Source organism: Pseudomonas sp. M20 (assembly GCF_045037865.1).
Classification (GTDB): Bacteria; Pseudomonadota; Gammaproteobacteria; order Pseudomonadales; family Pseudomonadaceae; genus Aquipseudomonas.
The window spans coordinates 4,576,672-4,597,921 of record NZ_CP173611.1; the positions used below are offsets into that span (position 1 = coordinate 4,576,672).

Sequence of the window (21,250 nt, forward strand, 5' to 3'; positions counted from 1 at the left end):
CGCCAAGGGAGTGCCCGACATGATCAGCACCAGGATAGGCTCACTCAGCCTGCTGGCCGGCGCGATGCTGCTGGCCAGCGCTGGCGCCTTTGCCAACGTGGAGCCGGCAAAGCCTGCGACCACGGCCAAGGAGCTGCAACAAGCCAAGACCTACACCGTCAGCAGCGCACCCACCGAGGCGCTGAATCTGGCCGCGCCGAAACTGCCGGACATTTCCGGCTACACCGCCGAAGCCGCCGCGGCGAAAATCGTCCGCAGCAAACCGGGCAAGATCAGCGTGCGCCGGATGATGCAGGAAGACGCGCTGAAGGACTTCATCGGCGGCGACAACAAAATGGCCGAATGGGTGGTGCGTCAGCACGGCATCCCGCAGGCAATCTTTGTCGACGACGGTTACATGAACCTCAAGGATCTGGCGAAGAAGCTGCCCAAGCAGTACTTCAGCGAGACCGCGCCGGGCGTGTACCTGTCGAAGCTGCCGATCGTCGTGGGCCGTAAAGGCATCCTCGAAATCGACGGCCAGACCCAGGAACTGCGCCTGTCGCAAGAGGCCGGTGCGTTCATGGTCAACGACGGCCAACTGTTCGTGCGCGACACCAAAGTCACCGGCTGGCGCGAAAAGGAAAACGGTCCGGCGACCTTCCGTTCGCCGAAGGAATTCCGTCCGTTCCTGCTCGCCTGGGGCGGCACCGAGACCTACATCGTCAACAGCAAGATGGCCAGCTTCGGCTACGCCAACAGTAAGTCGTACGGGGTGAGTATTTCCCAGTACACGCCGAACATGGCCAAGGTCCTCAAGCGCCCTGAACCGACTGGCTGGATCGTCGGCTCCGAGTTCTCCGACATGTGGTACGGCTTCTACTGCTACGAGACCCGCGACTTCGTGGTCAAGGGCAACACCTACAAAGACAACATCGTTTACGGCATCGACCCGCACGACCGTTCCCACGGCCTGATCATTGCCGAGAACACTGTTTACGGCACGAAGAAGAAGCACGGGATCATTATTTCCCGTGAAGTGAACGACAGCTTCATCTTCAACAACAAAAGCTACGACAACAAACTCTCGGGCCTGGTGATCGACCGGAATAGCGTCAACAACATCATTGCCTACAACGAGATCTACAAGAACCACACCGACGGCATCACCCTCTACGAGTCCGCCGACAATCTGCTGTGGGGCAACAAGGTCATCAGCAACAAGCGCCACGGCATTCGCATTCGTAACAGCGTGAACATCCGCCTCTACGAAAACGTCGCCATGGCCAACGGTTTGACCGGCGTCTACGGCCACATCAAGGACCTCACCGACACCGACCGTGACATCAAGCTCGACCCGTTCGATGCGCAGGTGTCGCTGATTGTCGTTGGCGGTGAGTTGGCGGCCAATGGCAGCGGCCCGCTGTCGATCGATTCGCCTTTGAGTGTCGAGCTGTATCGCGTGTCGATGCTGGCGCCGACCAAATCCAGCGGCATCAGCTTCAACGGCATCCTCGGCGAGCGCCAGGATGAAATTCTCGACCTGCTGGTGCGCCAGCAGAAAGCCGTGCTGATCGACCCTGTCGAACGCCAGACCGAAATGCGGGACTGAGGATAATTTTATGCACCCACACTTGATCAGATTACTCAGCCTGTCGGCCCTGACCGTGGGCATTCTCGCGGCCAGCAACGGCGCGCGCGCCGATGAAGGCGCCGCTGCCACGCCGCCAAAATTCAGCGCCGAACCGTGCTGCAACCTGTGCCCGGCCGCCCATGACGCGAAGAACTACACCACGCGTTACCAGCAGAACTTCACCACGTTGGTGCAGGCGCAAGGCGATTGGCTGTTCCGGACTCAGGAAGACCTGCGCACCGAGTTCAACACCACCCCGGCCGGCTACAAACGCCTGCAACAACTGCACGATGCGTTCAAGGCCAAAGGCGTCGAGCTGGTGATCGTTTACCAGCCGACCCGTGGTCTGGTGAACCGCAACAAGCTCAATCCGCAGGAAAAAGCCGCGTTCGATTACGAGAAAGCGCTGGGCAACTACAAGACCATGCTCGGCCGCTTCGCCAAGATGGGTTACGTGGTGCCGGACCTGTCGCCGCTGACCAACGAATCGCTGCCGGACACCCTGCCCGCCCACGATTTCTACTTCCGCGGCGACCAGCACTGGACACCATACGGCGCGCAGCGCACGGCGAAAATCGTCGCCGAGAAGGTCAAGCAGATCCCGGCCTTCGCCGACGTGCCCAAGCGTGAATTCGAAACCAAGCGCTCCGGGCGCATGGGCAAGACCGGTACCCTGCACAACATGGCCGGGCAATTGTGCGGCACCAGTTACGCGATCCAGTACATGGATCAATTCACCACCGAGCCTAAGGGCGAGGCCGGTGACGGCGACCTGTTCGGTGATTCCGGCAACCCGCAAATCACCCTCGTCGGTACTTCGCACAGCGGTAAGAACTACAACTTCGCCGGCTTCCTTGAAGAGGCCATCGGCGCCGACATTCTCAACGTCGCCTTCCCCGGCGGTGGTCTGGAAGGCTCGATGTTGCAGTACCTCGGCAGCGACGAATTCCAGAAGACGCCACCGAAGATTCTTATCTGGGAATTCTCGCCGCTGTACCGCCTCGATCAGGAAACCATCTATCGCCAGATGATGTCCCTTCTCGACAATGGCTGCGAAGGCAAAGACGCGCAAATGTCGGCGAGCACCACGCTCAAGCCGGGCAGCAAACAAGAACTGCTGGTCAACAGCAAGAACCTGAACCTGCAGAACAGCAGCCATCAGGTCGACATCCGCTTCGCCGACCCTTCGGTGAAAACCCTGCAAGCCACCCTCTGGTACATGAACGGTCGCCACGAGGACATCAAGATCGAGAAACCGGAAACCTCCGACACCGACGGTCGTTTCGCCTTTGAGCTGCGCACGGACGAAGACTGGGCCTCGCAAAACCTGCTGGCGGTCGAAGTCCAGGGCCCGGAAGCGGGCACCGCGCCACAAAAAGTCGAAGCGAAAATCTGCAAACGCAACGTATTCCCGGGCGCTGGGCAACAAACCGCTCAGGTCGGGCAATGAGGTCTGCTATGCGAAACTCGAAACTGAAAACTCTTTTAGCGCCGACGCTGCTTGGGCTGGCGATTTTCGCCGGCACCGCGCAGGCCGCCGCGCCACTGCGTCCACCTCAGGGCTATTTTGCGCCTGTGGATAAATTCAAGACCGGTGACAAAAGCGAAGGCTGCGATGCGATGCCGACGCCGTACACCGGGCCGTTGCAATTTCGCAGCAAATACGAAGGTTCGGACAAGGCCCGCGCGACGCTGAACGTGCAGTCGGAAAAAGCCTTTCGCGACACCACCAAAGACATCACCACGCTGGAACGCGGCACCGCCAAACGCGTGATGCAATTCATGCGCGACGGTCGCCCGGAACAGCTCGATTGCACGCTGAACTGGCTGACCGCGTGGGCCAAGGCCGATGCGTTGATGTCGAAAGACTTCAACCACACCGGCAAGTCGATGCGCAAATGGGCGCTGGGCAGCATGGCCTCTTCGTACATTCGTCTGAAGTTCTCCGACTCGCATCCGCTGGCGCAGCATCAGCAGGAAGCGCAGTTGATCGAGGCGTGGTTCAGCAAAATGGCCGATCAGGTGGTCAGCGACTGGGACAACCTGCCGCTGGAAAAAACCAACAACCACTCGTACTGGGCTGCATGGTCGGTGATGGCGACCTCGGTCGCGACCAACCGCCGCGACCTGTTTGACTGGGCGGTGAAGGAATACAAGGTTGGCGTCAATCAAGTCGATGCCGACGGCTTCCTGCCGAACGAACTCAAGCGCCAGCAACGCGCCCTCGCCTATCACAACTACGCCCTGCCGCCGCTGGCGATGATCGCCAGTTTCGCTCAGGTCAACGGGGTTGATTTGCGCCAGGAAAACAACGGTGCGCTGAAGCGTCTCGGTGATCGGGTGTTGGCGGGGGTGAAAGACCCGGATGAATTCGAGAAGAAGAACGGCAAAGAGCAGGACATGACCGACTTGAAAGAGGACATGAAATTCGCCTGGCTCGAACCGTTCTGCACGCTCTACACCTGCCCGCCTGATGTGATCGAGAAGAAGCACGGCATGCAGCCGTTCAAGACCTTCCGCCTCGGCGGCGACCTGACCAAGGTCTACGACCCGTCGCATGAAAAGGGCAACAAGGGCTCATGAAGCAAAAGCCCCTCACCCTAACCCTCTCCCGGAGGGAGAGGGGACTGACCGAGGTGGCTGCGCGAGTTACGCCGAAATGAAATACCGAGCCGATCTCAGGTGTTGAAAAACAACCGAGATCAGGTTGCAAGGAAATACCGAGTCGATCTCCATTTTTGAAAACCATGGAGATCAGGCTCCCTCTCCCTCCGGGAGAGGGCGGGGGGTGAGGGGCGCGGTCTGACGGCCAGCTCCGACCTCAAGCAAGCACTGTGTCACCCCTCCACTACCACGGGGGGTTTGGGGGGGCTTTGGCCCTTGACTGTTGGTTCAAACATGGAGAGATCGGGATGGTATTTTCATCCAACGTGTTCCTGTTTCTGTTCTTGCCGATCTTTCTCGGCTTGTACTACTTGAGCGGGCAACGCTATCGCAACCTGCTGCTGCTGATCGCCAGCTACGTGTTCTACGCCTGGTGGCGTGTGGACTTCCTCGCGCTGTTCGCCGCCGTCACGCTGTGGAACTACTGGATCGGCCTCAAAGTCGGTGCCGCCGGCGTACGGACCAAACCGGCGCAGCGCTGGCTGTTGCTCGGCGTCGCGGTGGACCTGTGCATCCTCGGCTACTTCAAGTACGCCAACTTCGGCGTCGACAGCATCAACGCGATGATGACGTCGGTGGGTCTGTCGCCGTTCATCCTCACCCACGTGCTGCTGCCGATCGGTATCTCGTTCTACATCTTCGAGTCGATCAGCTACATCATCGACGTGTATCGCGGCGATACCCCGGCGACGCGCAACCTGATCGACTTCGCGGCATTCGTGGCGATCTTCCCGCACTTGATCGCCGGCCCGGTTCTGCGTTTCCGCGACCTCGCCGACCAGTTCAACAACCGCACGCATACCCTCGACAAATTCTCCGAGGGCTGCACGCGGTTCATGCAGGGTTTCATTAAAAAGGTCTTCATTGCCGACACCCTCGCGGTGGTCGCCGACCATTGTTTCGCCCTGCAAAACCCGACTACCGGCGATGCCTGGCTTGGCGCGCTGGCGTACACCGCGCAGCTGTATTTCGACTTCTCCGGTTACAGCGACATGGCCATCGGTCTGGGCTTGATGATGGGTTTCCGCTTCATGGAAAACTTCAAACAGCCGTACATAAGCCAGTCGATCACCGAGTTCTGGCGTCGCTGGCACATCAGCCTGTCGACGTGGCTGCGTGACTATCTGTACATCACCCTCGGCGGTAACCGTAAAGGCACGCTGATGACGTATCGCAACCTGTTCCTGACCATGCTCCTCGGCGGTCTATGGCACGGCGCGAACATCACCTACATCGTCTGGGGCGCCTGGCACGGCATGTGGCTGGCGATTGAAAAAGCGCTGGGCCTGAACACCTCTCCGCGCAGCCTCAACCCGATTCGCTGGGCGCTGACCTTCCTGCTCGTGGTCATGGGCTGGGTGATCTTCCGTGCCGAAAACCTGCACGTTGCCGGGCGCATGTACGGCGCGATGTTCAGCTTCGGCGACTGGTCGCTGTCGGAACTCAATCAGGCCAGCCTCACCGGCCTGCAAGTGGCGACTCTGGTAGTGGCGTACGTGACGCTGGCCTTCTTCGGCCTGCGCGATCTGTACACCAACCAGCCGCCGGCCAAAACCAAACCTGAAGTCAACGTCGAGGCCAACGGCCCTGCCACCGCGACCCCGGGAATGATCAAAGCGGCCCCCGGCGAAAATCCGGCAAGCATCCACGAGCCTGGCTACACCGTCGGCGTCGAAGCCCAGGTGCAACCGGCCTACTGGAGCGCGGACTGGTCACGCTACGTGATGCGCGGCCTGATCCTGCTGCTGTTCATCGCCTCGATTCTCAAACTTTCGGCGCAAAGCTTCTCGCCGTTCCTTTACTTCCAGTTCTGAGGGATCTGACATGACCCGCTCATTACGCATCTTCTACATCGCCCTGTTCCTGGTGACCCTGTTGGTCTTGGGTCTGTGGTCGGTTCGCAGCTTCTTCGGCTTCAGCACCAACGCCGACGCAACGGTGCTTAACGGCCGCTGGACCAAGGCTGTGGAAACTCATTACGACGAAGAATTCCCGATCAAGCGTCTGGGCACCAACCTCTGGGCCGCGCTGGATTTCAAACTGTTCAACGAAGGTCGTCCGGGCGTGGTGCTCGGTCGCGATCAGTGGTTGTACAGCGATGAGGAATTCAACCCGATCGTCAACGAAGAGCTGAACCTGCAAGGCAACTACGCGCTGGTCGAAGGCGTGCGCCAGACCCTGAAAGCTAAAGGCGTGAAACTGGTGATGGCGATCGTGCCGGCCAAGGTTCGTCTGTACCCGGAGCATCTGGGTGAAGTGAAACCAGCGAGCATCCACGAAAATCTCTATCAGGATTTCCATGCTCGTGTAGCCGCCGACAAGATCCTCGCCCCGGACCTGCTCAAGCCTTTCCAACAGGCCAAGCAGAACGGTCAGCAAGTGTTCCTGCGCACCGACACCCACTGGACGCCGGAAGGTGCCGAAATTGCCGCGAACACCCTGGCAAAAACCATCGCCGACAAGTTCCCGCTCAGCGGCGAGCCTCAGCGCTTCGTCACTACGCCAGCGGAAAAAGTCACGCACAAGGGTGATCTGCGCTTGTTCCTGCCGCTCGATCCGCTGTTCGAAAACCTGATGCCGGCGCAAGAACCACTGCAAAAGCGCAACACCGTCGCGGCCGGCGATCAGCCTGCCAGTGACGACGCGCTGTTTGCCAGCAATGAAGTGCCGGTCGCACTGGTCGGCACCAGCTACAGCGCCAACCCCAACTGGAACTTCGTCGGTGCACTGAAACAAGCGCTGCACAGCGACGTGGTGAGCTACGCCGAAGACGGCCACGGCCCGATCCTGCCGATGCTCAGCTACCTGAAAAGCGATGACTTCAAGAACAGCCCGCCACAGGTGCTGATCTGGGAGTTTCCTGAACGATATCTGCCTGTGAACAACGAAATCGGCGACGCCGACCCGCAGTGGGTCGCAGAGCTTAAACAAGCCGGCGCGCGCCAACAAAACGTAGCAATCAACACTAAATCCGAGACGCCCGATCGGGCGCAAAACTGAAAGAGAGGTACACCATGACTTTCACTACTACTCCTCGTCGTCTCGCTAAAAGCTTCGCTCTGGTTGCTGGCCTCAGCGTGCTTTCCGTGTCTGCCTTCGCCGGTGGCGACGCCGCACTGTACGGCCCGACCGCACCGAAAGGCTCGACCTTTGTGCGTGTCTATAACGCCAGCAACGCTGAAGTCAGCGCGACTGTCGGCAGCACCAACCTGAGCGACGTTGCGCCACTGGCCAGCAGCGATTTCAGCTTCATGCCGGGCGGTGATTACAGCGCCAAGGTCGGCAGCCAGACCCTGCCGGTGAAACTCGCCGGGGACCACTACTACACCTTGGTCAACAACGCTTCCGGCGCGCCGCAACTGATCGAAGAGCCGCCGTTCAAGAACAAGCAGAAATCCCTGGTGCGCGTGCAGAACCTCAGCGACAAGCCGCTGACCCTGAAGACTGCCGACGGCAAGACCGACGTGGTGCCGAACGTGGCCGCCAAGGGCCGTGGCGAACGTGAAATCAACCCGGTGAAAGTCAGCCTGGCGCTGTACGAAGGTGACAAGAAAGTCGGCGACGTCAAACCGGTCGCCCTGGAACGTGGTGAAGCCGCAGTGCTGTACGTCACCGGCAGCGGCAGCAGCCTGTCGCCAGTCTGGGTAAAGCGCCCGGTATCGACCCGCTAACCCATTTTCCGAACTGACGCAGTCCCCTTTGTAGGAGTGAGCCTGCTCGCGATATCGGTTTCACATTCAAAGAATGTGTTGATTGATCCAACGCAATCGCGAGCAGGCTCACTCCTACAGGGGATCGGGTTGTCAGTTCGGACACGAAACAAAAACAAGAGTGAAACGACACAGCGTTCGTGCCTCTAACCAATCGATTTTATGGAGTAAACAATATGATTCCGGTGATCTTGTCAGGTGGTAGCGGTTCGCGTCTCTGGCCGCTTTCGCGTAAGCAGTTCCCTAAGCAATTCCTCGCCCTGACCGGCGAACACACCCTTTTCCAGCAGACCCTCGAGCGCCTGGTGTTCGAAGGCATGGACACCCCGATCGTGGTCTGCAACAAGGATCACCGTTTCATCGTCAACGAGCAGTTGAGCAACCGCAATCTGGAATGCCAGCGCATCCTGATGGAACCGTTCGGCCGCAACACCGCACCGGCCGTGGCGCTGACCGCGATGATGCTGGTCAATGAAGGCCGTGACGAATTGATGCTGGTGCTGCCGGCCGACCACGTGCTGGAAGATCAGAAAGCCCTGCAACGCGCACTGGCCTTGGCCACCGTCGCCGCCGAAAATGGCGAAATGGTCCTGTTCGGCGTGCCGGCGACCAAACCGGAAACCGGTTATGGCTACATCAAATCCACCGGCGATTCGCTGCTGCCCGAAGGCGTCAGCCGCGTTTCGCACTTCGTCGAAAAACCTGACGTCAAACGTGCCACCGAGTACGTCGAATCCGGCGGTTACTACTGGAACAGCGGCATGTTCCTGTTCCGCGCCAGCCGCTTCCTTGAAGAACTGAAAAAGCATGATCCGGACATCTACGACACCTGCCTGCTGACCCTCGAACGCAGCCAGCAAGACGCCGACACCATCACCTTCGACGAAGCGACCTTCGCCTGCTGCCCGGACAATTCCATCGACTACTCCGTCATGGAAAAAACCCAGCGCGCCTGCGTGGTACCGCTGACCGCTGGCTGGAGCGATGTCGGTTGCTGGTCGTCGCTGTGGGAAGTCAACGAGAAAGACGCCAACGGTAACGTCACCAAGGGCGATGTGGTGATTCAGGACAGCAAGAACTGCATGATCCACGGCAACGGCAAACTGGTGTCGGTGATCGGTCTGGAAAACATTGTGGTGGTCGAAACCAAAGACGCCATGATGATCGCCCACAAAGACAAGGTTCAGGGCGTCAAGCAGATGGTCAACACCCTCAACGAGCAAGGCCGCAGCGAAACCCAGAACCACTGCGAAGTCTATCGTCCGTGGGGTTCCTACGACTCGGTGGACATGGGCGGGCGTTTCCAGGTCAAGCACATCTCGGTGAAACCGGGCGCGTGCCTGTCGCTGCAGATGCACCATCACCGCGCCGAACACTGGATCGTGGTCAGCGGCACCGCCGAAGTGACCTGCGATGAAAACGTGTTCCTGCTCTGCGAAAACCAGTCGACCTACATCCCGATCGCCTCGGTGCATCGCCTGCGCAACCCGGGCAAGATCCCGCTGGAAATCATCGAAGTTCAGTCGGGTTCGTACCTGGGCGAAGACGACATCGAACGCTTCGAAGATATCTACGGCCGTTCCACCCCGATCGAACGCGGCGTGTCGGTGAAGACCATCGCGCAATAACGTTCAGTAGAACAAGAAGCCCCCGTCCAGCCCGCTGCGTCCCCTATCCGCAGTGGGTTGGGCGGGGGCTTTTTTACTTAACCGTAATGTGAGCCTCGACGCGGACGATCAAGATATTCGTCATCGTTTACTGAATCATCGTTCGCATGAACGATCTGTAGCGGTGGCGGCTTAAAGGCGACGGCCAATAACTGTTGTGCCCATTCACTTGGCGCCGCCGACGCCTCTGAAAACAGCGATTGCTGAGGCAAAGTGAATGTTTGCTGGAATGATTGAAAAGATATCTGCGCATTATCCCCCGGGACGTTCATCGCCACATTGGCCGGCGTATTCAACATCCTGTACTGCACACGCGTCTGCGCTTCCGAGATTTCCATGACGTTACCCATCGCGGTACTGGCTGCACCGAGTAATTGGGCCGCGGGATGGGCTGCATGCATCAACAGTTGTCCACCGGTCTTGAAGGTCTTCGCCACAGCATCGCGCCTGCCGGCAAGAACCTGCGGGTCTTCGGTCGGACTGTTGAAGGCAACCGACATCGGGCCCATTATCCGACTGGTGTTCTGCTCCCCGATAATCTTGCTCATGCCCGCAGAGAGCAGCTCACCGGAGTGATAAAGAATGGGCCCTGATGGCGATGCGGTCTGTGTTCTGACCGCCGCCCTCACATGGGCTTCATGGGTATTGAGCAGAGAGTCGCTTTTGGCTCCCAGCTTTGCCAATTCATCGGGAATGGCCTTACGGTAGGCCTGTACTTTGGGATCATTGCTGGCTTCAAAATAGTTGCGCACCGGCTGCATTCCGGCAGCTTGCAGCGGATTGACCAGTTTTTGCTCGGCAAGCTCATGATAAACCCGATCACCGTTTTTGTTGCCTGGCTTGCGCCCGTCCCCGTCGGTATACACGATGGGGTTGTTGCGCATTGCCCGATAACGGTTATGCCCGTCTATGGCACCGGCAGGATCAGGATTCAACCAGCGTTGCAACCACGGCATGTAATAACGGAAACCATAGTAGTACAGACCCGTTGCATCGCACTCCTTGCCCGAGTAACGCAGGGTTTTGTAACTGACCTCGCTTTCCTCACTCCACGCAGTCGCACCAAACGGGTAGAAATGCTCCCGGCTGATCAAGCGTGAATCTGCATCCAGTTCAAGACTGATCGATCCCAGATGATCGCTGAAACCGTAGCGATATTGATCGTTGACGCCTGTCGGCGGCACGCTCTCCCAATGCAGGACGCGAATGCTGTTCAGGCCAGTCTGCACCGTGATGACCTGTAATGCCTCACCGGTGCCGCTGTCCGTGCGCAATTCCAGCGCCGGCAGATAACGCACCTGCGAGACCACACTGCGAGCATGGGTCTGCAACGTACGCATCTTGCTCACGCGCTCGCCGTGACCGTTGTAGAAAAATACTTCGCCATCATCCGCGCGCGCATCGCGTCGCACTGCCGTTACCGATTGCAGCTGATTGCGCAGATTCCACTGCAACCGCCGCCCTTGATCCAGCAGCAGTAAATTGCCGCGAGCGTCGAATGCAGCGCCAATCTCTACCTCATCGGGCGGCACGCCATTACGCCACGGCAGGCAACGATTACTGGAGCGGGCAGCCTGCAGATCATGACCTGGGCTTTGTGCCCCCACGTGGATCAACTTGAGCAAATTGCCGCCAGCGTCATAACGGTAACGTTGCGAGTAATTGGCGATCGCTGTCGGGCCACCATCGCCCGCCCCCGCCTCCCAGCCGCTGGCCTCGCTCAACTGGTAGAGGCTGTCGTAGATGAAGCAGCTGATCGGTTCGATGCGCTGGTTGGCGAAGTAGCGCACGGGCAGCGCCCGGTCTTCGATGCTCAGCACATTGCCTGTCCGGTCGTATTGGTACAGCAGATGCTGCAAGACCACGCCCTGACTGTTTTTGGCGTGACGCTCTATCAGACGCCCATCCTCTTGACGGTAGGTCAGCGTTGTCAGTACGCCATTGCCCGCCCGCTCCTGCGTGACCCGCCTTTCTGCGTCGTAGTGAATATCGCAAACCACCGCCAGCCACTCAGTCTGATGCTTCAACTGCAAATGGCACGCCCGCAAACCGCCATCAAGCGTCCATTCGTTGCCATGCCGATTGCCCCGTGCATCGACTTGTTCCAGCAACGCACCGAGTGGCCCGAAACGCCAACGCGTGATTGCCCCCTCACCGGGTTCCAGCAAACGCTGGCGCTCATCAATCGGTTCGGGCCAATCGGCAGAGACGGGTTCAAGGGTGAAATGCCGGGTGTTTTCGACGTTTTCTCCACTGATGGCGAAGGCATCGAACAACACACTTCCCGCCGGATCATCGTGACGAAGCAGCTGGCCAAGTTGATTACGGGTTGCATCGGCAACACCCGGCCGACCATAAACAAAGCGCTCGGCGCAACGGCGTGGCTGCAATCCGCCTTCTTCGAACACCGCTGTCGGCCGCAATAGCGCGTCATGCTCACGGTCCCGGCGGGTACCTCGGCTGTCCCAATACGTCAGTGTTTCTGAACCCAGACCCAGCAGGCTGATTTGCATTCCGGCGTCGACACTGTTCGAGCGCAGAACGTGCCCGTTCATCGAGTACACGGTGTCCAGATTGGCCGGTGCCAGCGGATCATCGCTTTGCAGTGCCCACAATCGCGGGTCCCACTGCTTCACCGGGTGGCCGGCCGCGTCACGCGCTGTGCGATGAAGACGGGTTTCAGGCACCTGGCTGGCATCGCAGCGCCAATAATCGACCCTGCAGATGGCCAAACCACGCGGATCGGTCACGGCCAGCACCGGTGTTTTGCTGTGAATGTCCATATCGCTCGCCTGCATTTTCTGCGCCTGCAAACATCTGAGCAGACGTGTCGCGAAGTGCCTACTGTCAGAAATCACAGTTCCGACCAACGGTTAAATCACCTGCGCAACAAATGTCCATTCCAGCGGGCCTTCGGTAGGATGGTGCTCACGACCTATTGGAGCGTTCCAACATGTTCATCGGCATTCTGCTGGTCATCACCTGGTTGATCCTCCTGCTGCGCTACCCGGCCAAGGCCCTGCCGGTCTCGGTGGCGGCGGCGATTGGCCTGGGTTTCGTGGCCATGTGGGTGGTGTGGCTGGACAACCGCGAGATCAAGCAACTGGCGCGCCTTGAGATGCGCATCAGCTATGCCCCGCAGCAATGCCCGGCCGATCGTCCGCTGCAACTGAAAATGAAAAACAGCAACGATGTGCCCCTGACCGAACTGCGCTGGCGCATCGCCGCCTACGCGCCGGGTGACACGGTCAATCTGGCCGACAACCAATACACCGCTCCGCGCTATCGCGGCCCCGGCGAACTGCAGGCCGGCGGCGAGTGGGAAGACTGCCTGCCCATGCCGCCGCTACGCCCCGGTTATCGCCCGCAAACCCTGGAGTTTCGCGCCGAGCGATTGCAGGGTAGTTTCTCCGATTGATCCTCCCTTCCCCACTCTTTTGCACAAGGAATGCGCCATGCCCGTTGCGTTGATTACCGGTTGTTCCAGCGGCATCGGCCGCGCCCTCGCCGATGCGTTCAAAGCCGCCGGTTACGAAGTCTGGGCCAGTGCGCGCAAGGCTGAAGACGTGGCGTTGCTGGCGTCTACCGGGTTCACCGCCGTGCAACTCGACGTCAATGACAGCGCCGCGCTGGAGCAACTTGGCGAGCGGATCAACCAGCAACACGGCGGCCTCGATGTGCTGATCAACAACGCGGGTTACGGCGCCATGGGGCCGCTGCTCGATGGCGGTGTCGCGGCGATGCAGCGCCAGTTCGAAACCAATGTGTTCTCGATTGTAGGTGTCACCCGTGCGCTGTTCCCGGTGCTGCGCCGGGCCAAAGGGCTGGTGGTAAACATCGGCAGTGTTTCCGGGGTATTGGTCACACCGTTTGCCGGTGCATACTGCGCCTCGAAAGCAGCGGTGCATGCGTTGAGCGATGCACTGCGCATGGAGCTGGCACCGTTCGGGATTCGCGTGATGGAGGTGCAGCCGGGGGCGATCCAGTCGAGTTTTGCCAAGAACGCCGGGCATGAAGCCGAGCAACTGATCAATGAACATTCGCCGTGGTTTCCGCTGCGTGAGGGCATTCGCGCGCGGGCCAAGGCGTCACAGGACAAGCCGACGCCGGCCAATGAATTTGCGGCTGAACTGTTGAAAGCTGTGCAGCAGAGCAAACCGCCACGCTTGATCCGCATCGGCAACGGCAGCCGCGCGTTGCCGTTGTTGGCGGCGTTGTTGCCCAAGGGTTTGCTGGAGTCGACGTTGATGAAGCGCTTCGGTTTGCGCGGGCGGCTCTGAGGCAGCGCCGACGCCATCGCGAGCAGGCTCGCTCCTACAGGGGATCTTCGGTGTCACACAGATCCAGTGTAGGAGTGAGCCTGCTCGCGATGCAGACGAGCCGGTCCATCAGTTATCCACAGCGCTCTGACTCACCACAACCGTACAAGTAATCCCCGCCGCCAACAAAACACCCTCTGGCACCTCATCAATGTGAATCCTTACCGGCACTCGCTGGGCCAGCCGCACCCAGTTGAACGTTGGGTTCACATCGGCAATCAGCTCCCGGCTTTCCGGGTTGTCGCGGTCGTAGATGCCACGGGAAATGCTTTCCACGTGGCCCTTGAGCACTTCGCCGCTCATCAATTGCATGTCGGCTTTATCACCGACTTTCACGTGGGGCAATTTGGTCTCTTCGAAGAAGCCGTAAACCCAGAACGAGTTCATGTCGACCACGGCCATTTTCGCCTCGCCGATGCGCGCGTAGTCACCGCGATGCACGTTGAGGTTGGTCACATAACCGTCGACCGCCGCGCGCACTGCGGTGCGTTTGAGGTTGAGCTCGGCCGCTTCCAGTTGCGCCTGCGCATGTTGGTAATCGGCAAGCGCGGCGTCAGCGATGTTGCTGGCGTCGTCGCGGTTTTCCTTGGAGATCACCAGGTTGTCGAGGTCGGCGCGGCGATGGGCATTGACCTTGCGCATCTCCCAGGTCGACTTGCGCGAGGCGACCAGCGACTGCGCCTGTTTGACCGCAATGCGGTAATGCTCGGGGTCGATCTGCATCAGCAGATCGCCCTTCTTCACCAATTGGTTGTCACGCACCGGCACGTCGATTACCTCACCGGTAACGTCGGCGGCGACGTTGATGATGTCGGCGCGAACCCGACCATCACGGGTCCAGGGCGTGTTCATGTAGTGCTCCCACAACGTGCGGCCGATCCACAGCGCCAGGGCCAGCACCAGCAGGGTCGCGAGCAGGCTGAAAAACTTTTTCATCGTGACGTTCTCAACGGTAGACAGTCAGCGCCATGGCGCCGAACAGACAGGTAAACAGACTCAGACGCAGCAGCGCCGGGTGCCAGAAAAAACGGTATAGGTCGAACCCCGACAAGAAGCGGTCCACCGCCCAGGCCAGTGCCGCAGCAATGAAAAACATCAAAGTCATGGTCGGCATGTACACGCCGTGGAAAGCGATTTCACGAGGCATGGGCAAGTCCTTCGGGCTTGGCGATGGCGTAAGCAGCGAGCGGTGATTGCGGGTCGAGCAACGAGGTACGGATGAAGTGCAGATAACTCTTCACCCGACGCAATGCTGAGGTATCGAAGTGCGGCGCGAATGGCTCATCGGTCGCCGCGACGCGGCTGATCGCATGATCGACCGCGACCAGTGCGCGTTCGAGATTGCTGGAGTTCGGCTGCAGAAACAGCCTCACCAGCGCGCGGCCCATCACGCGGATCGCCTGGCGCCACGGCTGCGATTCGGCATAGGCCGGGTGCACCGGCAGGATCGCCTGTTCCTTGCGCAGCTCAATGATCGCGTGGCCGACTTCCAGCACCACAAACATCCAGCGCAGCAGATTCTTTTGCACCTTCGGCTCCCCAGCCGCCAGACCGTAAGCCTGATGCAGCAGATCGCGGGTACGGCTCTCGAAGCTCGACGCCAGGCCTTTAAGTTTGCCGCTGATTGCATAGACCACCTGGCCGCGCAGATCCTGCTCCAGACGTTTCCATAACCAGCGGCTGTTCGGCGGCAGAATAATTGCCCCCGCAGCGGCGCAGACCAACATGCCCATGACCATGGCGATGTAGTCGTTGATGAAGGTGTACGGGTTGTAAATGGTCAGGTTGTCCGGCACCGAACCGGTACTGAAGAAGATCAGCAGCCCGAGGCCGACACCGGCGTACTGCGGGCGCGAGGTGAGGAACGAGCCAAGCACGATCACCGGCGCGAGCATCACACACAGCAGCGGAAAACCATCGATCCACGGGAAGATGAAAAACATCTCGACGAAGCCGATCAGCGCACCGAGGAAGGTGCCGCAGGCCATTTGAAATGCCATGCGTTTCGGGTTCGGCGTAGCGGCGGACAGGCCCACGGTCGCAGCGGCAATCAACGTCATCGTCGCGCCACTTGGCCATGCGGTAGCAACCCAATAACTACCGAGCACTACCAGAATGAACGAGGCACGGATGCCCGACGCAGCGGCCGCCCACCAGTTGGTTTGCGGGGTGAATGGCTCGTCCCAGCGCTCGCGTTCGTGGCGGTGGTCGGCGAGCGAAGCGTGGGTCTGTGCATAACTGTGCAGATCGTCGACGAAGCGGTAGAGCAATTCGTAGGCGGTGTGGAAATCCAGTTGTTCGGCTTCGCTCGGATCGGTGTCCTGAAAGATGCCCCGCAGGGTTCGTACACGTGCTGGCAAGCCTTCCTTGTAGGTGGCCAGCGCTGTCGCCAAGCGTGCTGCGTCGGGACTGGTCAGGGCGCGACCGCTGAAGCCGTCGAGCACTTCGGCGAGATCCTGCAGGCCCGGTCTGATCGCTGCGACAACGTGTTCTTCGCCGTTGCCGCGCAGACGTTCAAGCAACTGATGCAAGGCGTTGAAGCGTGTGGTGATGCCCATGAACTCGCTGTTCAAACGACTCAATCGGCCGTTGCGCCGACGCATGTGCGGGTCTTCGAATACGGTCACGCTGCGCAGCCCTTCCAGCCCCACGGCTTCGGCGATAAAGCGCACGTTGCTCGCCTCGAAAGACTCGGCTTTGCTGCGTCCGCGCAGGCCATCGGTGACGAATAGCGCGAACACACCGAAACGCTGATACAAGGCGTTGCGCATGGCGGCGCTGGCGGTTTGCGGCAGGATCGCGGCGCTGATCACGGTCGAGCAAAGAATCCCCAGCGAGATCTCCAGCACTCGCCATACGGCAGCCATGAACGCGCCGTCCGGGTGCGCCAGCGCAGGCAAGCCGACCATCGCGGCGGTGTAGCCGGCAAGGACAAAACCGTAGGCGCGGAAGTTGCGGCAACGTGCGGCACCGGCCGAGCAGATGCCGACCCAGATCGCCAGCGAGCCAAGAAACAGCTCGGTGTTTTGCGCGAACAAGGCGATCAACGTGACCATCATCGCCGACCCGGCCAGCGTGCCGAGGAAGCGATAGAAACTCTTGGCGAACACCTGGCCGCTCTGCGGCTGCATGACGATAAACACGGTAATCATCGCCGTGCGTGGTTGTGGCAATTCCAGGCGCATGGCCAGCCACAGGGTGAGAAACGCGGCGAGCAACACCTTGAAGATGTAGACCCAGGTCACGCCATCGCTGCGCGCCCAGTCGAAGAAACCCCGGCGCCATTCCAGGGAGTAGAGCCAGCGCAGAGGTGCGGGCAAGGGAGTCATTCAATGTACTCAAGAATATTCAGGTAAAACGCGGTCCCTGTAGGAGTGAGCCTGCTCGCGATAGCCATTTCACATTCAACATTTCTGTCGACTGAAACACCGCTATCGCGAGCAGGCTCACTCCTACAATGGGTTGTGTGTTCAACGCAGGAGTGCCGGGGTTTTCGGCGCTTGGGTTTTCTCGGCAGTCGGCACATCGTTGCCAGCCCCGAGGCCACCGCCTAACGCAGTCACCAGCTCGGCATGCGCACTCAACCGCGCCGCCTGCACTTGCTGCTGAACTTGCTGTTGCTTGAACAACAACGTCTGCGCATTGAGCACATTGAGGTAATCGGTGAGGCCGCGTTGATAAGCGATCATCGCGATGTCGTAGGTCTTCTGCGCCGTGGCCACCGACTCGGCGGCAAAACCTTGCTGCTTGTCCATCGACTCGCGGCGGATCAACTGATCGGAAATGTTCTTCAGCGCATTCACCAGCGTCTGGTTGTAATGCGCCACGGCAATGTCATAACCGGCGGAAGCCTCGCCCAATTCGGAGCGCAAACGCCCGCCGTCAAAGATCGGCAGCGAGATCGCCGGGCCGACGTTGTAGTTGAGTTTCTTGCCGGTCAAAAACTCCAGCGCGCCACCGCCGGTGGCCATGTAACCGAGGCTGCCGACCAGATCGACGTTGGGATAAAACCCGGCGTGCGCCACATCGATTCCACGAGCCTGCGCCGCCACTTGCCAGCGACTGGCAACCACATCCGGACGCTGGCCGAGCAGTTCGGCGGGCAAGACAGACGGCAGTTTCAGCGCAGCACCGAGCGACAGGGTCGGGCGCTGCAACTGCGCGCCCGCCCCCGGACCTTTGCCGGCGAGCGCGGCGATCTGGTTGCGACTCAGGGCGATTTCTTCGTCCAGCGCATCGAGCTGACGATGAGTTTCCGGCAGTGGCGTTTCGGCTTGGCTGACTTCGAAGTGGGTGCCGATCCCGCCGTTCAAGCGCTTCTGCGCCAGATCGAGAATCTGTTGCTGCTGCTTGAGCGTCGCGCCGACGATGTCGCGCTGGGCGTAATGCAGCGACAGCTCGATATAGGCGCGGACGATGTTGTTCTGCAATTCCAGCTGCGCCAGCCGCGCCTCGGCCGCGCTCATGTGCGCAAGATCCACCGCCCGCTCACTGGCATTGCTTTCACGGCCCCAGAGGTCGAGGGCGTAGCTGAAACCCAGTGCGGCGTTGTTGTCCCAAGTGGTGGTGTTGGCCAACTCGCCCGGCCCGTAGAACTGATCTGTCGGCCAGTTGTGGCGCTTGAGGGTCGACTCGCCATTGATCTGCAACGACTCGGCGGCTTCGGCGACACCGGCCATGGCTTTGGCCTGCCGCACTCGCGCGGCGGCCATGGCCATGGTCGGGCTGCCCTGCACGGCGAGGTTGATCCAGCGATTGAGTTGCGGGTCGCCGTAGGCTTGCCACCATTGCGCGGTGGGCCAATTGGCGTCACGGGTGGCGTGGGCGATGGCGTCATCGGTATCCAGTGAATTGGCCTCCAACGCCTTCCCTTGCGGGGCAATTCCTTCGGTTGAGATGCAGCCGCTGAGACCCAGGGTAAAAGCCAGAACACTGAGCGGCAAAAGCGCTCTGTTGATGCGACGCGGCACAGCTGCGAATTCCTGAGAAGAGGATGAGGCGGGGCTTGCTCTCGGTAGGAGCTGCCGCAGGCTGCGATCTTTTGACCTTGATTCCCTTAAACCAAAATCAAAAGATCGCAGCCTTCGGCAGCTCCTACAGGGATCGGCGCAATTCTAGGGGGCACCCTCAATGGCGATAAGCTGGGATTTCTGTGAATCTTTGTTACGGTTAACGAGATAATCCCTTGGTCGGGGGTCTCGCCCCTGAAACTTCGTGTCACAATTTGCCATCTCCCTTGAGAGCACCCCATGGACACTTTGCAAAACATGCGCGCCTTCAGTTGTGTCGCCGAAGCCGGCAGCTTCACCGCCGCTGCCGTGCAACTCGACACCACCACCGCCAACGTCTCGCGCGCGGTCTCCAATCTGGAAGCCCACCTGCAAACCCGCTTGCTCAACCGCACCACCCGGCGCATTGCCCTCACCGAAGCGGGCAAACGCTACCTGCTGCGCTGCGAGCAGATTCTGGCCTACGTCGAAGAAGCCGAAGCCGAGGCCAGCGACGCCCACGCGCGCCCGGCCGGGCAATTGAAAGTGCACACCATGACCGGCATCGGCCAGCACTTCGTCATCGACGCCATCGCCCGCTACCGCAAGACTCACCCCGACGTGACCTTCGACCTGACCCTGGCCAACCGCGTGCCAGACCTGCTCGACGAGGGCTACGACGTGTCCATCGTGCTCGCCAGCGAACTACCGGATTCGGGTTTTGTTTCGCAACGTCTGGGCATCACCTACAGCATCGTCTGCGCATCACCCGCCTACGTAAAAGCCAACGGCGCCGCGCAAAAACCCAGCGACCTGCTCAACCATGCCTGCCTGCGTCTGGTCAGCCCGGTAATCCCCCTGGAAAAATGGGCCTTCGACGGCCCGGAAGGCCAGGAAATGGTCACCATCAACAGCTCGCCATTTTTGGTGAACTCCGCCGACGCGATGAAAACCGCGATCACCAGTGGCATGGGCGTGGGCGTGTTGCCGGTGTATGCGGCGATCGAAGGCTTGCGCAACGGCACGCTGGTGCGGGTCATGCCGAACTACCGCTCGCAAGAGCTGAACCTGTATGCGATCTACCCGTCGCGGCAATATCTGGATGCGAAGATCAAGACGTGGGTTGAGTATCTGCGTGGATCGTTGCCAGAGATTCTCGCCGCCCACCAGGCCGAATTGGCCGCCTATGAACTGAGCGGCAGCCTCGCCGGCGTGCGTGTCGCCAACTGATTTTTAAACACAATGCGTCTTCTGTAGGAGCTGCCGCAGGCTGCGATCTTTTGATCTTGATGTTTAAAAATCAAAAGATCGCAGCCTACGGCAGCTCCTACAGAATGGGGATTTCGCGGATGTTTCCGACAGGTTTTGACGGTTGTCCGTCGGAAGTGCGGTGGCTAGGATTTGGGTGTCGCTGACGCATCAGCGACCGGGTCTGGAAAACCCGATTTCAACTACCAAAGCTCATGGCATACTGCGGCGCTTTTTAGCTCGCAATGTTATGGCGGCTGTGCGCGGGAGGCCCTTGGGCCTGCCGGTTTTGGTGAGTTGACCGGTTTTTCCAGTCCGCGCACAGCTGCCACCCTTTCGCCTGGAAAACGAAACGTGGCAGCTTCAACTCAACTTGCCACGAGTATGTTTCCTATGTTCAAACCAACGCCTAATCCACCTGAAACCGACGACACCACCCCCTACGAATTCCCCGGTTCCAAGAAATTCCACGAAGCCGCCGAGCGCGCCCTCGACCACTACCTCAAACCCAACGCCCTCACCCTGCGCTTCCACAAACCCAGCACCATGTTCCAGGTCGCCCCGGAACAGGACAGCGAAAGCCTGCTGGTCCACGCCTGCGAATCACTGGCACAGGCCAGCCTGATGACCAGCGACATCGCCGCCTACATCGACCTGCCGCGACGGCGCACGATTCTGGCGATTCAGCAGATCATCATGCTCGCTGAACTGGCGGTGAACCGCGTGCTGGATAACCACGAAATCTCCCAATCTCCGGGACACAGCTAAAAGCCCCTCACCCTAACCCTCTCCCGGAGGGAGAGGGGACTGACCGTGGGGTTTGGGAGAGTTACGCCGACGTGAAATACCGAGTCGAGCTCCGGTTTTGAAAGGCCCACAAATCGGCTCCCTCTACCTTGAATGATGCCGGATGAGGGCCTTAAGCATCGTCCAATGGCCGCAAACCTGAAGTGGGCAATCAAGTCTCAAAAAACATCTTCCGAAAAACCTTAATAGCCAATCGATATAGTAAACCTGTCAGATCTGACAGTAGCGCTTTAAT

Annotated in this window: 16 protein-coding genes; 11 read left to right on the forward strand and 5 right to left on the reverse strand. The window is 59.8% G+C overall.

Features of this window, described 5'->3' with window-relative positions; translation table 11 throughout:
• Nucleotides 1-19: 19 nt before the first annotated feature.
• From algG to ACI514_RS20450, 7 genes are all read left to right on the forward strand, one after another.
• Entirely contained in the window at nt 20-1,591 is a 1,572-nt protein-coding gene (gene algG, locus ACI514_RS20420; RefSeq protein ID WP_405122271.1) for a mannuronan 5-epimerase AlgG, read from the forward strand.
• Nucleotides 1,592-1,601: 10 nt separating this feature from the next.
• On the forward strand, nt 1,602-3,062 hold the full coding sequence (locus tag ACI514_RS20425) for an alginate O-acetyltransferase (RefSeq protein WP_077571213.1): 1,461 nt from the start codon (nt 1,602-1,604) through the stop codon (nt 3,060-3,062).
• Between the two features lie 8 nt (nt 3,063-3,070).
• The gene (locus ACI514_RS20430) at nt 3,071-4,195 is read left to right on the forward strand and encodes a mannuronate-specific alginate lyase (protein WP_160056010.1); all 1,125 of its coding nucleotides are present in this window, start codon (nt 3,071-3,073) and stop codon (nt 4,193-4,195) included.
• A 329-nt stretch (nt 4,196-4,524) separates the two neighbouring features.
• Nucleotides 4,525-6,090 carry an MBOAT family protein gene (locus ACI514_RS20435; RefSeq protein ID WP_160056008.1) on the forward strand — a complete coding sequence of 522 codons (1,566 nt, stop codon included), beginning with the start codon at nt 4,525-4,527 and terminating at the stop codon, nt 6,088-6,090.
• 10 nt (nt 6,091-6,100) lie between these two features.
• Complete coding sequence (locus ACI514_RS20440) at nt 6,101-7,276, forward strand: alginate O-acetyltransferase (protein ID WP_405122272.1); 1,176 nt, start codon at nt 6,101-6,103, stop codon at nt 7,274-7,276.
• Between the two features lie 14 nt (nt 7,277-7,290).
• A complete protein-coding gene (locus tag ACI514_RS20445) occupies nt 7,291-7,947 on the forward strand; it encodes an alginate O-acetyltransferase AlgF (RefSeq protein ID WP_405122273.1) in 657 nt (218 codons plus the stop codon).
• A 215-nt stretch (nt 7,948-8,162) separates the two neighbouring features.
• Nucleotides 8,163-9,614, forward strand: coding sequence for a mannose-1-phosphate guanylyltransferase/mannose-6-phosphate isomerase (locus tag ACI514_RS20450; RefSeq protein WP_077571209.1), 1,452 nt, complete (start codon nt 8,163-8,165; stop codon nt 9,612-9,614).
• Nucleotides 9,615-9,691: 77 nt separating this feature from the next.
• On the opposite strand, the gene ACI514_RS20455 is transcribed toward ACI514_RS20450, so the two are convergent.
• Entirely contained in the window at nt 9,692-12,451 is a 2,760-nt protein-coding gene (locus tag ACI514_RS20455; RefSeq protein ID WP_405122274.1) for an RHS repeat domain-containing protein, read from the reverse strand.
• Nucleotides 12,452-12,606: 155 nt separating this feature from the next.
• On the opposite strand from ACI514_RS20455, the gene ACI514_RS20460 reads away from it, so the two are divergent.
• Nucleotides 12,607-13,071 (forward strand): multidrug transporter, encoded by a 465-nt coding sequence (locus ACI514_RS20460; protein ID WP_160056004.1) that lies wholly within the window; start codon nt 12,607-12,609, stop codon nt 13,069-13,071.
• A gap of 37 nt (nt 13,072-13,108) precedes the next feature.
• The gene (locus ACI514_RS20465; protein WP_405122275.1) at nt 13,109-13,933 is read left to right on the forward strand and encodes an SDR family oxidoreductase; all 825 of its coding nucleotides are present in this window, start codon (nt 13,109-13,111) and stop codon (nt 13,931-13,933) included.
• Between the two features lie 108 nt (nt 13,934-14,041).
• Here the strand turns inward: ACI514_RS20465 and ACI514_RS20470 are convergent, their stop codons facing one another.
• The 4 genes from ACI514_RS20470 to ACI514_RS20485 all read right to left on the reverse strand — a co-directional run bounded on the left by ACI514_RS20470 (nt 14,042) and on the right by ACI514_RS20485 (nt 18,942).
• Nucleotides 14,042-14,908 carry an efflux RND transporter periplasmic adaptor subunit gene (locus ACI514_RS20470; RefSeq protein WP_405122276.1) on the reverse strand — a complete coding sequence of 289 codons (867 nt, stop codon included), beginning with the start codon at nt 14,906-14,908 and terminating at the stop codon, nt 14,042-14,044.
• A 10-nt stretch (nt 14,909-14,918) separates the two neighbouring features.
• Nucleotides 14,919-15,119, reverse strand: coding sequence for a DUF1656 domain-containing protein (locus tag ACI514_RS20475; protein ID WP_007914106.1), 201 nt, complete (start codon nt 15,117-15,119; stop codon nt 14,919-14,921).
• Nucleotides 15,109-17,301 carry an FUSC family protein gene (locus ACI514_RS20480; protein ID WP_160055996.1) on the reverse strand — a complete coding sequence of 731 codons (2,193 nt, stop codon included), beginning with the start codon at nt 17,299-17,301 and terminating at the stop codon, nt 15,109-15,111. The genes ACI514_RS20475 and ACI514_RS20480 overlap by 11 nt, the downstream gene beginning before the upstream one ends.
• A 141-nt stretch (nt 17,302-17,442) precedes the next feature.
• On the reverse strand, nt 17,443-18,942 hold the full coding sequence (locus tag ACI514_RS20485; protein WP_405122277.1) for an efflux transporter outer membrane subunit: 1,500 nt from the start codon (nt 18,940-18,942) through the stop codon (nt 17,443-17,445).
• Nucleotides 18,943-19,221: 279 nt separating this feature from the next.
• On the opposite strand from ACI514_RS20485, the gene ACI514_RS20490 reads away from it, so the two are divergent.
• Nucleotides 19,222-20,190 (forward strand): LysR family transcriptional regulator, encoded by a 969-nt coding sequence (locus ACI514_RS20490; RefSeq protein ID WP_102900633.1) that lies wholly within the window; start codon nt 19,222-19,224, stop codon nt 20,188-20,190.
• A gap of 411 nt (nt 20,191-20,601) precedes the next feature.
• Nucleotides 20,602-20,976: a DUF6124 family protein gene (locus ACI514_RS20495; protein WP_405122278.1), complete on the forward strand. Its 375-nt coding sequence runs from the start codon at nt 20,602-20,604 to the stop codon at nt 20,974-20,976.
• The last annotated feature ends 274 nt before the right edge of the window (nt 20,977-21,250 follow it).

Bases quoted from the DNA above. Each gene is read 5' to 3' on its own strand.
- ACI514_RS20440 (WP_405122272.1), top strand. From the start codon at position 6,101: ATGACCCGCTCATTACGCATCTTCTACATCGCCCTGTTCCTGGTGACC.
- ACI514_RS20495 (WP_405122278.1), top strand. From the start codon at position 20,602: ATGTTCAAACCAACGCCTAATCCACCTGAAACCGACGACACCACCCCC.
- ACI514_RS20475 (WP_007914106.1), bottom strand. From the start codon at position 15,119: ATGCCTCGTGAAATCGCTTTCCACGGCGTGTACATGCCGACCATGACT.
- ACI514_RS20430 (WP_160056010.1), top strand. From the start codon at position 3,071: ATGCGAAACTCGAAACTGAAAACTCTTTTAGCGCCGACGCTGCTTGGG.
- ACI514_RS20460 (WP_160056004.1), top strand. From the start codon at position 12,607: ATGTTCATCGGCATTCTGCTGGTCATCACCTGGTTGATCCTCCTGCTG.
- ACI514_RS20425 (WP_077571213.1), top strand. From the start codon at position 1,602: ATGCACCCACACTTGATCAGATTACTCAGCCTGTCGGCCCTGACCGTG.
- ACI514_RS20455 (WP_405122274.1), bottom strand. From the start codon at position 12,451: ATGCAGGCGAGCGATATGGACATTCACAGCAAAACACCGGTGCTGGCC.
- algG (WP_405122271.1), top strand. From the start codon at position 20: ATGATCAGCACCAGGATAGGCTCACTCAGCCTGCTGGCCGGCGCGATG.
- ACI514_RS20480 (WP_160055996.1), bottom strand. From the start codon at position 17,301: ATGACTCCCTTGCCCGCACCTCTGCGCTGGCTCTACTCCCTGGAATGG.
- ACI514_RS20445 (WP_405122273.1), top strand. From the start codon at position 7,291: ATGACTTTCACTACTACTCCTCGTCGTCTCGCTAAAAGCTTCGCTCTG.
- ACI514_RS20470 (WP_405122276.1), bottom strand. From the start codon at position 14,908: ATGAAAAAGTTTTTCAGCCTGCTCGCGACCCTGCTGGTGCTGGCCCTG.
- ACI514_RS20435 (WP_160056008.1), top strand. From the start codon at position 4,525: ATGGTATTTTCATCCAACGTGTTCCTGTTTCTGTTCTTGCCGATCTTT.
- ACI514_RS20490 (WP_102900633.1), top strand. From the start codon at position 19,222: ATGGACACTTTGCAAAACATGCGCGCCTTCAGTTGTGTCGCCGAAGCC.
- ACI514_RS20450 (WP_077571209.1), top strand. From the start codon at position 8,163: ATGATTCCGGTGATCTTGTCAGGTGGTAGCGGTTCGCGTCTCTGGCCG.
- ACI514_RS20465 (WP_405122275.1), top strand. From the start codon at position 13,109: ATGCCCGTTGCGTTGATTACCGGTTGTTCCAGCGGCATCGGCCGCGCC.